Origin of the sequence: Halomonas sp. PBN3 (assembly GCF_000475415.1) — a bacterium.
Lineage (GTDB): Bacteria > Pseudomonadota > Gammaproteobacteria > Pseudomonadales > Halomonadaceae > Halomonas > Halomonas shengliensis.
Map to the genome: position 1 here is coordinate 1 of NZ_AXCA01000193.1, position 9,860 is coordinate 9,860.

Genomic DNA, 9,860 nt, shown 5'->3' on the forward strand with positions numbered 1-9,860 from the left:
ATCATTCAGATCTTCGTAGCCACCGGCCACACCGTAGACCCGTTGCCGGACCAGGGACTTGAGCTCATGACGAATCATCCGGGGATCCCGCTGGTCGGTCAGAGTCTCGGCCAGCCGTTGGGTTAACCGGTGTTGTTTGTCGACTTCGCGCAGTAACAGCAAGCCGGCATCGGAGGTGATATGGCCTCCGGAGAAGTCGGTTTCAATCTGGCGGCGGGAAAGTGGCGAGAAGGTCAGTTTTTGAGGTACCATTTTGGATAGCGGTTGTTGGTGTTGATTGATGGTGTAAGGTCCTGAAATTTTAACACTTTCAGCCGCTTTCTTTTATCCCCTCATGAGAAATTCGGGCGATGCGCCAGGTTAATCTGGCATGTTGGTGGCGCTGGAAATGCGCTACGAGGTAAGGCTGGCCAGCCGCCTTGGCCCCGAGTCATGGCCGCGACGGGTAACCGGAGTGGGCAAGCGTTGACAGGGGTTGTTGTGGGCCAGGTATTGAGCTCCGAAAATTCTCGCCCTTGGGGTGCCGACGGTATGCCCGTTCACGGAAGGCAACACTGGCCGAGGCGCAAATGGCAAGTCCCGGCCGGGCCCCACGGAGTCATAGACCCTGAGCACGCAGCTCTATACAGAGGGTCGGCAACGATTCTGACGAAATCCTCCAAAAAGCGCATTAACCATCTGTTTTACAAGCCTTAAATTAACTATTTCATCACGTGCAGACGATGCGTTACCTGCTGTATTCCCACACCCAGTAGCCAAAAGCCGTGGCACATAAAAGCCATGTGCCAATAACGACTGCGGCCGCAACGTGGCTGATCGGCTTGATTGCCACTTTAGCTGCTTTCGAGCGACTTGCTTCTATCACATTCGATGGCGTCAGCTTGATGACAAGGACGATGCCCAGCGGGACCAAGATAATGTCGTCAAGATAGCCCAGGATCGGCATGAAGTCCGGAATGAGATCAATTGGACTCATGGCGTACGCTGCGATTGCGAGCAGCCGAACGACTATGGGGGGTATTCGGGTCTCGCGCCACAAAATAACCGTCAGCGCATCATGCTGAATGCGTTTTGCCGCAGCTCGCAGCCTGCCAAAGATCACGGTAGACATCTAACTACTCCTTGCGCGATTGGCATCACTCGCAACTCTCAGGGATGATCAGGCCGAGACAATAGCGGGCTATTTAGCCAGGCTTGTTTGTAGTTGTTTCAACTGACCCTGGAGGACAGCTTTTTCCTGCAGTAATTCGCGATTCTGATCGTTGAGGAACTGGTTTCGGTCGTCAGCCGCTGCCACGCGCTCTCTGAGGTCGGAGATCCGCTGCTGGCAGGCCGCGAGATGTTTTTCAGAATCCGTTAGGGCCGCACCAAGCTTCTCCCTGTGTTCGGCGTCGCTATCTCGCTCCAGCTGGAGGCGGTCGACTGTCGCTTCCAGCGTTTCTGTTCGCGTTGCCCATTGTGTTATGACGGCCTGGCTCGCGTGCAATTTTTCTTTCAAGTTTTCAGCGTGATCCTGACTGGCCTCATAGCGCTGGTTTATTTGGTCGCGATGTTGTCTCAGCGTGTCGCGGTCCTGTTCGCTGGAACGGAGCTGCTGCGTCAGCTGATCCACCTGACCCTCCAGCCCTGACTGGGTCCTGTGGAACTGGTCCCGTTCATGACGGCGATCCTCGGCAATCTCCTGCTGGTAGTGCTCGAAATGGCTGCGGATATCGCGGTTTTCCTGCTTCATCTCTTGGACGGTTGCAGTGGTCTCACTGAGTTTCTCCTGACTTGCCTCCAGTTTGGACGTGAGTGAGGCCGCCCGGAGCTGTTCCTGTTGAAGAGCGTGGGCCTGGGCATCGCTTTCGTTGCGAAGCGCTTCATTGGCCTTCTCCAGCCCGCAGCGTTGCTCTTCCAGTGACTCGCACCGCTGCCGCACCTCTTCCAGCTCGGTGCGCCATTGCTGTTCCAGCGTCTGGTGCGCTTCGCGCTCCTGCGTAATACGTTCATCGGCCGCGTATTGAGCTCGCTCATGCAGGGCTTTCACGGCGGCCACCAAGTCAGCCGGGAGTCCGTTCAGATCCGCTGCGGCTTCGCTGCCTGATTTCCAACGTTTCAGCATTGGCCCGAGAGTGCTGCGACTGCCGGTACCGAGTTCCGATCGCACCCGGTCGACAGTGGGCTCGTCACCGCGTTGGCGGACGCGTTGCGCAGCGTTGGCGACATCCTGGTAAGTAATTCCGGCGCGGGCCATGACATGCCTCATTTTATCATATAACGTGATATGTAATATTACATTATTTATTCGATAATTAACAAAATTTATTTAAGATGCCTAACGCACGTTAAAGCGCGTTAACGTGCGTTAGTGTGTGGTCTGTTCTATCCTGCTCCTGTAACGCCGGTACATCAGCGGCTCTTGAAAGCACGCCTCGAATTGGAGCGGTCATGGATCCAAAACCCACCGTCAAGTCCACATTACGTAACGCGGAAAAGACCGTATTAGCCGATACGGCTAATCGGTACATCCACATGGCCACCACCGACAACACGCGGCGGACCTACCGTGCGGCCATTCGCAGCTTTGAGCGCTGGGGTGGACGTCTCCCGACACAGCCGGCGACCCTTGCGGCCTATCTGTCCGATCAGGCAGACGCGCTTAATCCTCGCACGCTGGATGTTTACCTGACGGCCCTGGGGCGCTGGCACCAGACTCAGGTGTGGGCTTGAAATAAAGTTGGTAACAAATCAGCGCCGAAGGCCGCATAAAATGGATTTGCGAACACGACCCTGGAAAATAGAATAGGTAACTTTTGGCAAAAATTCGCTGTTCAAACGCCGGAAAGCCTGCAACCCGTACTAATAAAGTTGGTAACTTTGTACCGGATTCCCATCACTTTACGTCCTTCTTGAGTCGCGATACCCGAGCTCACTAACCTGGAGTCGGGTGAAGTTGTCGCCGGGGAACTCCGCATAAGGGCGAGCCCTGTTGATGTACATCACCACCTGGCCGGTGACTGGATCTCCATTTCCGTCGAGGACATTCCATTCTCGCTCATCGCAACGAACAAGCCCGTTCTTCGCGACTCGGCGAAAGGTTCGCCTGATAACCTGGTGCGCCATGCTCATTTTGATCAAATGCTCCGCATTCCCATATCAGACTCTGACGCTCATGCAGCGCCACCGAGTTGCATCAACTGGCTGTTCTTGCCAGAGTCCACGAAGCCATTGGCCGCTTCGAAGCCACTCAACAAAACCGTTCTCATCAGCGTCATCGGCTGATGGTAGTTGTTCTGAGCAGGCAAGCCCCTTATCTTCAAGAGCATCCGCCAATTCGTTGAAGGCAGATGCCAGGCGCCGCATCTGACCAATTTCATCGGGTAGGTCGCCTTGACGATATTCCATTACCAGCTTATGGTCGGCTGGATCATGTACGATGCCGCCATAGTTCAGTTGGACTCTCAGCCTCTTTTCTGCCGCTTCAATTTCAGACATGCCCGACCTCCCTCATCCCGATTAATGTTTGGCCGCTTCAGGCACTGACGTGGGCTCAATCAAGACGCGGCCTACGTGATCCGTGAATTCAATTTCCTTCGCTTCCGCTGAGTGAGCAAGGCCGAGCAAAAACCGGCTGAGCAGCTTTCCTGCTTCCTCTACACCGTGACTCTCGACAAAGAAGCCAAGCTGTTCTGCCAGCGCGTGTTTGTCAGCTTTAATGTCCGCCATGTCGAATTCCAATCTATTCTTGACCCTTTTTAAGGCGGTGCTTTCGGTAAGCATTAACAAAATGGAACGAAACCACGGTGAGGACTAAAATGGGGCCTCCTATCAGACCAAACCCTATGTGGTTCATTGCTCGATCCCAGCGCTCTCCCGGCTCATAAAATTGGTACGAAAAACCGGCCGTGAACCCTCCGACAACAACCACTGCCAGAATCACAACGGCAATTGTTCTCCAGAGTACAACTGAATTTTCTTTGTCCATGTTTCCCCCATATTCTCAGTTTTAAGCCTGGTTTTAGGCTCTCAAGAAATACTTACCTGGAGACGTGCCCGACTTCCAATATTCAGGTTGTGGCTTGCGCCGATCATAGTCGGCTAGTTCGAGAGGGATCTGTTCCGGCTGTGCGTATCGCTAACCACACCTGCAACCGACCATCCGCCTCGCCTGAGCCAGCCAGGTCAACGCCGAAAGGCTTAATGATTGCGAAAATGCCCGGTGCCACACCTATACATTGATCGATCTTTGGCTGCGGGCCGATTTCTTCGCGTATGAGATTCAAAAGATGCTTACGATCCCAGCTCGCAGGTAGCGATCCTCGAAACGGCAAGGCCCGCAGATGCTCAAGAGCAGCCTCAATATCAGGCTCACTGATCACAATTTCTTGCTGGGTACGTCCGAACATCGGGCCCTCCTGTTTCTCTGGCCGGTTTCCAATCAGTTTTCTAAAATTGCTGCCAGTCGGGCCAGAACTTCATCGATAATTTCTTCTGGCACTTCCTCAACTTTCTTAGCGCCTCGCCCCTGAAGATCAAGAGATCTGACCGCGTTTACGAGTACGACGCCCTGGGTTTCAGTTCCGGCTCCAGTCAGGGGCACCGCGAAACCTTGGAATCGAGCAAAATTGCCGCCCTGTGTTATGGGGGCAACAAGAGCTGTTCCGAGTCTGTTGAACTCAACCGGTGAAATCACCAGACAGGGCCGAAAATCGCCTTGCTGTTCGCGTCCTACGGTTGGGTCAAGGCTGACGCGAACAATGTCTCCACGCTGGAATACAGGACGCTTCACAGAGCCTCCTGACCAACTGCCGGAGCTTCATCCCAGTCACGCAACTCATCAGGGTAGGGTGCGTTTTCGTCACACTGCGCTACCAGATCGCTGAGCTTGTACTTAGGTTTGACCTTGCAGGGCTTGATAACGATTTGCCCACCCTGAACGTCAATCTCTACACTATCACCTTCATTTAGATGCAATTTTTCGCGAATTGATGCTGGCAGTATTGCGCCTGCACTGTTGCCGATCTTGCGAATCGTGGTTCTCATTTTGACCTCGAATGTTATAACAACGTATGAACATGGTATCCCCGACAGGGCGGTGTTGCAACCCCGTTATAACGATCAGTTGGCAGGCTTAACGCCAGACCAAATAGACTGGAATGCTGCTTTGATTCTTGGTAGATCCGGGTCGATGTACTCCAGCGACATGTCAGGGTTTTTATGACCCAATATCAACTGGATGAGTTCAAGGTCATATCCTTTACGATCAAGCCAGGTGGCTAAAGTCCTGCGGCCTGAGTGGCTAGACCCGTAGTTCAGCCCCGCTCCTTTGAGCAGTTCGCGAACAAGGTTTTCCAGTGAACCACAAACCTTGGTGGTTACAACCTCTCCCGGACTTGTCTTGTACGCCTTGTTGTTGAAGGCTAACCGCTGCCATCGTTTCCCTCTACGGCCAAGGATCAGCTCGGAATTAGGGTCAAGGCCACCGTAGGAGCCGTCCTGGGAGATAAAAGCATTGTCAGCCACCCTTTGATCTCGCCACGCCAACAGTGCTTCTCTGTGCTGCCTAGCGAGGATAAACCCAGGGCGATAGGTATCAGTCTTGGTTGTGGCCCCACGAACACTGAAGACCTCTTTCAATTGCCCGTTGGCATAGAACACATCCGACACCCTTAGGTGGGCAACTTCATTAACGCGGAGCCCGCTTCCAAAGAGCATCCAAATGACCGCGACATTTCGGCGACCAAGATCGCCTCGTGAGGCCGCCCATAAGATATGCGCAAGCTGTCCAGGGCGATCAACAACTTGGGCCTTTCCCCGGCCATGCTCGGGCTCAGCAAGTAGCCTGCGTGTGGGTCTGAGCTTTGGCAATCTTTGCCCCCTATCGATTCAGTGGTGCCAAATTCCAATATAGCACGGCTGACCAACCCATAACCGGGCTAAACCCCATCAGACGGACTCTCATGGGAATCTTGGGGCTTGGTCATTATACGGATGTGCATCAGCCCGGCGGGGTGAGTTACCAACTCTATTAGTAAGTTACCAACTTTATTATGTTGTTACCGACTTTATTACGATCTCACACTCGGGCATTGCGCATCGCGCCCCGCCAAGGGTGTGGGCACGAATTCTGGGGGCCCTTGCACAATTTGGTGAATCGCCGCTCAAGGCGTGTCCGATCCGAATCCCATGTATCCCCGGTCAGAAGTCGCGCTATATTGCGGAACGCAACTATCTGGTGCTTGAGCGGCGTTCAGATATATGGCGCGCCCGTTGGGCTCTGGAAGAGAGCGGGATAACACCGCCCCTTATTCTGTGATAATAATCTTCACACATGTATGTAAGGCCGCTAGCGCGGTCGTCGGAGTTTGCGCAGCCGATGATCCAGCACCAATGACCTGTAAATTGTGTGTTATTACCTGCCTTTTTCAATCCGTCATTCACGTCAAGCAGAAGCTCGAACAAATGAACACGCCTTGTATCCCCATCCAGGAAGAGTGGTCCGAGAGTTTGTTCGATCCACTTCATTGGGAGCTTCCTGCAACGGCTTCCTGTTGTCTGGTTGATTACACCGACATTTCCGCATTGGATACCCTACCCACGGGTGTAACAGGTGGAGCAAAACGAAATGCGAGCAAGCGCAGTGCGTTGAACACGACGACAATAGTCGACCCTTCGTGAACCGCCACCGCAGGTCCAATCCCAAGACCGAGAATCGTCGCGGGAACCAGCAAGGCAACAACGCCCAGGCTGAACCACAGGTTCTGTCGAATGATTGAGCTCGTCGACCGGCTCAACGCCACGGCGAAGGGCAAATGGTTCAGGTTATCCGCCATCAGAGCCACATCGGCGGTTTCCAGCGCGACATCCGAGCCCGCCGCGCCCATGGCAATGCCGACTGTGGCGTTCGCCATCGCGGGAGCGTCGTTGACGCCGTCGCCAACCATCGCTACTTTAGCCTCTGCGCGCAGTTTTTTGATCGTCTCCACCTTATCATCGGGCATCAGATCACCGCGTGCCTCGTCAAGGCCGACAGCCCGCGCGACAGCGTCCGCGACCTGCTGATTGTCGCCAGAGATCATGATCATCCGGCGAATGCCGATCGTGCGCAGCGTCTCTATCACCGCCGGTGCCGCTTCGCGCGGCGTATCCATCAGCCCAATCACGCCAAGATATCGGTCGCCTTGGCGAACAACCATCGTGGTGCGGCCGTTCGCTTCCAATGCTTCTATTTGGATCTTCAGAGAAGGAGGAATGGCAGGGCCGCCAATCTCCGCGAACAGGTCATCCTTACCGATGTAGGTTGTCTCGCCCTCGACGTCTGCCACGACCCCGCGGCCCGTAATGCTGCGCAGGTTCAATGACTCGGCGGCAGGCGTATCGCCCAGGCGTTCGCGTCCACCCCTGACAACGGCAGCGGCGAGGGGATGGTCGCTCAACATCTCGACCCCAACCGCCACCCGCAGAAGCTCCTCTTCCGCTACGTCATCGGCCGTCACCACATCGACGAGCTTCGGCTTGCCTTCTGTCAGTGTGCCGGTCTTGTCGAAGGCGATGGCCGTCAGCCGCCCCAGATTTTCGAGCGGGGCACCGCCTTTGATCAGAACACCGCCACGGGCGGCGCGTGCGACCCCGCTGAGAACCGCGCTTGGCGTCGCGATCGCAAGCGCACAGGGGCTTGCCGCTACCAGTACAGCCATGGCGCGATAGAAGGTGTCGCTGAAAGGTTCGTCGACGACGAAGCCCGCAAACAAAAGCGCAACGGCAAGAACCAGAACCGCCGGTACAAAGATGCGTTCGAACCGGTCGGTCAGGCGCTGGGTGGGCGATTGGTTGGTTTCGGCCTCGTTCACCATCTTGACGACGCGGGCGAGGGTCGAATCCGCCGATGTGCGCGTGACTTGAATTTCCAACGCACTGCCGCCGTTGATCGTACCGGCAAAGACACGGTTTTCGGCATCCACGAGGTCGGGTTTTTCCGCGGCAACGGTCGCATCCCCGACGGGTGATTTGTCCACCGGCACGCTCTCGCCTGTGATCGGTGCTTGATTGACGCTGCTTTCACCCTTGATGACGAACCCGTCCGCGGCCAGACGCTCGTTCGGCTTCACCAGCACGATGTCACCGACCCGCAAAGCATCGACGGCGATCTCTTCGACCTTGGCATCCCGGCGCACGGTGGCGGTTTTGGGCGCCAGGGCGCCAAGCGCTTCGATGGCCCGCTTGGCGCGACCCATGGCATAGCCTTCCAGCGCATGGCCAAGACTGAAGAGGAGCAGCAACAATGCGCCCTCGGCCCATTCACCAAGCGCTGCCGCGCCCGCCGCCGCCACCAGCATCAGAAAATCAATCTCGAACCGGCCAGTGCGCACACTGTCAATAGCCTCGCGCAGGGCGTAGTAGCCGCCGAAGAAATAGGCGGGCACGAGGACGAACAGGGGTGCCCATGGCGGCGTCGCCACGAACTTCGGCAAAAGCCAGCCAATCAGCAACAGCGCACCGCACAAGGCCACAAAAATAAGTTCCGTTTGCGCACCAAATATGCCGCCATGCTCATGATCGTGTGCTTCTCCAGTCGGCTCATGCGGTCTGGATTCGTCTTGTACCAGCGACAGTCTCATGTTCTGAAGGGCATTGCGCAGAGTGTTTTCATCAGTTTGCCTTCGATCAAATTCAATCCGCAGCGGCCCCTTGGCATTGGCCTCGGCCTCTACAACCCCCGGGAGACTGCGCAGCTGTGCGCTGACCGCTCTTGCCCGACGTTGATCCGGAATACCTTCAACCTGCCACACGAGGTGCCCGAACTGAGAGGTAATCTCTGCCCCGAACGCCTTGGCGACTTCGCGGACTCGTTCAAGCGAAAGCAATGCGGGGTCGTAATGAATACATAGCTCCATGCCCCCACCGCTTTCTGTATTGCGAACGTGGGCGATAGAGACACCTTCACGAGTTTCCAGGCTCTCGGCTAGCCGCTGTGCACAAGCCCCATGCGCATCCGGCGTGTCGGGAAGGAGGAGCGGGAGGTCAAGGCGAAGTGTTTTTTCCATGGTTGCACATCCTATCTTTTGTTGAAACCAAAACGCGACTGGGATCGGTACCTGGAATATGCTGCGAGACAAACGCAAAGCCGCAGGCACACAACGCTGCTGCCGCGTAGGCTATCATGCTGGCTTCGCGGCGGTGCCATAACCGATCCATTCCGGTCAGCCCGCCCAACACCGTGCTGGCGATTGTTTTGCTCGCAAGCTGCAACTGAAATTTCCAAGCCAACTTCTTTCTCCAGTGTTTTTGTCTTTATCCGTTCAAGTAGGCGTAGATGATATATTCTGCACCGAATTCACTGCTTGTCGCTTCTGCCCGGTGTGTGCGTCAGGTTGACAATACGCGACACCAATCGACATGGAGTACATGGGGCTTATTGCAAGCGCAATGCGAGCTGACGCGTTATTGCCTCCTCTACTGATTTTCTACATGATATCCCTGTGTGATGTGTTCTTGGGCCTCACGGGCATCCAGTTCCCTAGCCCGGATTTCTCATGAAGAAGGTAGCATGAGGAAGGAAGAAGCGGCTTAAAGTGTTAGAATTCAAGTTCCTACACAAAAACCCACACTAAAAGCCGCTATCCAAAATGGTACCTCAAAAACTGACCTTCTCGCCACTCTCCCGCCGCCAGATTGAAGCCGATTTCTCCGGAGGCCATATCACCTCGGATGCCGGTGTGTTGTTACTGCGCGAAGTCGATAAACAACACCGGCTAACCCAGCGACTGGCCGAGACGCTGACCGACCAGCGGGATGCCCGCATGATTCGTCATGGGCTCAACACCATGATCCGGCAGCGCGTCTACGGCGTGGCCAGCGGCTACGAAGATCTGAATGAT

13 protein-coding genes are annotated in these 9,860 nt (G+C 55.4%); 2 read left to right on the top strand and 11 right to left on the bottom strand.

From position 1 onward, the window contains the following. The 3 genes from Q673_RS36185 to Q673_RS35630 all read right to left on the bottom strand — a co-directional run. Positions 1 to 252, bottom strand: a 252-nt coding sequence (locus Q673_RS36185) for a transposase (RefSeq protein WP_175497406.1), incomplete at its 3' end; no start/stop codon positions are given. Between the two features lie 475 nt (positions 253 to 727). After that, positions 728 to 1,111: a YkvA family protein gene (locus tag Q673_RS32950; RefSeq protein ID WP_023007037.1), complete on the bottom strand. Its 384-nt coding sequence runs from the start codon at positions 1,109 to 1,111 to the stop codon at positions 728 to 730. 69 nt (positions 1,112 to 1,180) lie between these two features. Beyond that, positions 1,181 to 2,236 (bottom strand): DNA-binding protein, encoded by a 1,056-nt coding sequence (locus Q673_RS35630; RefSeq protein WP_023007038.1) that lies wholly within the window; start codon positions 2,234 to 2,236, stop codon positions 1,181 to 1,183. Between the two features lie 194 nt (positions 2,237 to 2,430). Between Q673_RS35630 and Q673_RS36190 the strand changes: the two genes are divergently transcribed. Next, the gene (locus Q673_RS36190) at positions 2,431 to 2,712 is read left to right on the top strand and encodes a hypothetical protein (protein WP_200861423.1); all 282 of its coding nucleotides are present in this window, start codon (positions 2,431 to 2,433) and stop codon (positions 2,710 to 2,712) included. A gap of 426 nt (positions 2,713 to 3,138) precedes the next feature. On the opposite strand, the gene Q673_RS36640 is transcribed toward Q673_RS36190, so the two are convergent. From Q673_RS36640 to Q673_RS36765, 8 genes are all read right to left on the bottom strand, one after another. Continuing rightward, complete coding sequence (locus Q673_RS36640) at positions 3,139 to 3,477, bottom strand: hypothetical protein (protein ID WP_152527147.1); 339 nt, start codon at positions 3,475 to 3,477, stop codon at positions 3,139 to 3,141. A gap of 21 nt (positions 3,478 to 3,498) precedes the next feature. Continuing rightward, the gene (locus Q673_RS36645; protein WP_152527148.1) at positions 3,499 to 3,708 is read right to left on the bottom strand and encodes a hypothetical protein; all 210 of its coding nucleotides are present in this window, start codon (positions 3,706 to 3,708) and stop codon (positions 3,499 to 3,501) included. Positions 3,709 to 4,070: 362 nt separating this feature from the next. Continuing rightward, positions 4,071 to 4,388: a hypothetical protein gene (locus Q673_RS36195; protein ID WP_081712083.1), complete on the bottom strand. Its 318-nt coding sequence runs from the start codon at positions 4,386 to 4,388 to the stop codon at positions 4,071 to 4,073. A gap of 32 nt (positions 4,389 to 4,420) precedes the next feature. Next, positions 4,421 to 4,771, bottom strand: coding sequence for a type II toxin-antitoxin system ChpB family toxin (locus tag Q673_RS36200; protein ID WP_081712084.1), 351 nt, complete (start codon positions 4,769 to 4,771; stop codon positions 4,421 to 4,423). Beyond that, the gene (locus tag Q673_RS36205; RefSeq protein ID WP_081712085.1) at positions 4,768 to 5,025 is read right to left on the bottom strand and encodes an AbrB/MazE/SpoVT family DNA-binding domain-containing protein; all 258 of its coding nucleotides are present in this window, start codon (positions 5,023 to 5,025) and stop codon (positions 4,768 to 4,770) included. Before Q673_RS36205 ends, Q673_RS36200 begins: the two co-directional genes overlap by 4 nt. Before the next feature lie 75 nt (positions 5,026 to 5,100). Further along, positions 5,101 to 5,850 carry a tyrosine-type recombinase/integrase gene (locus Q673_RS36210; protein WP_161629683.1) on the bottom strand — a complete coding sequence of 250 codons (750 nt, stop codon included), beginning with the start codon at positions 5,848 to 5,850 and terminating at the stop codon, positions 5,101 to 5,103. A gap of 695 nt (positions 5,851 to 6,545) precedes the next feature. Continuing rightward, complete coding sequence (locus Q673_RS0118695; protein WP_008173696.1) at positions 6,546 to 9,026, bottom strand: heavy metal translocating P-type ATPase; 2,481 nt, start codon at positions 9,024 to 9,026, stop codon at positions 6,546 to 6,548. Next, on the bottom strand, positions 9,004 to 9,249 hold the full coding sequence (locus Q673_RS36765; RefSeq protein WP_136632012.1) for a hypothetical protein: 246 nt from the start codon (positions 9,247 to 9,249) through the stop codon (positions 9,004 to 9,006). The genes Q673_RS0118695 and Q673_RS36765 overlap by 23 nt, the downstream gene beginning before the upstream one ends. A gap of 359 nt (positions 9,250 to 9,608) precedes the next feature. Between Q673_RS36765 and Q673_RS36220 the strand changes: the two genes are divergently transcribed. Continuing rightward, positions 9,609 to 9,860: transposase (locus Q673_RS36220; protein WP_200861424.1), on the top strand; the 252-nt coding region annotated here is incomplete at its 3' end.

What these genes read in the sequence shown, in the direction of transcription:
- Q673_RS32950 (WP_023007037.1), bottom strand. Translation starts at nt 1,111, where the DNA reads ATGTCTACCGTGATCTTTGGCAGGCTGCGAGCTGCGGCAAAACGCATT.
- Q673_RS35630 (WP_023007038.1), bottom strand. Translation starts at nt 2,236, where the DNA reads ATGGCCCGCGCCGGAATTACTTACCAGGATGTCGCCAACGCTGCGCAA.
- Q673_RS36190 (WP_200861423.1), top strand. Translation starts at nt 2,431, where the DNA reads ATGGATCCAAAACCCACCGTCAAGTCCACATTACGTAACGCGGAAAAG.
- Q673_RS36640 (WP_152527147.1), bottom strand. Translation starts at nt 3,477, where the DNA reads ATGTCTGAAATTGAAGCGGCAGAAAAGAGGCTGAGAGTCCAACTGAAC.
- Q673_RS36645 (WP_152527148.1), bottom strand. Translation starts at nt 3,708, where the DNA reads ATGGCGGACATTAAAGCTGACAAACACGCGCTGGCAGAACAGCTTGGC.
- Q673_RS36195 (WP_081712083.1), bottom strand. Translation starts at nt 4,388, where the DNA reads ATGTTCGGACGTACCCAGCAAGAAATTGTGATCAGTGAGCCTGATATT.
- Q673_RS36205 (WP_081712085.1), bottom strand. Translation starts at nt 5,025, where the DNA reads ATGAGAACCACGATTCGCAAGATCGGCAACAGTGCAGGCGCAATACTG.
- Q673_RS0118695 (WP_008173696.1), bottom strand. Translation starts at nt 9,026, where the DNA reads ATGGAAAAAACACTTCGCCTTGACCTCCCGCTCCTCCTTCCCGACACG.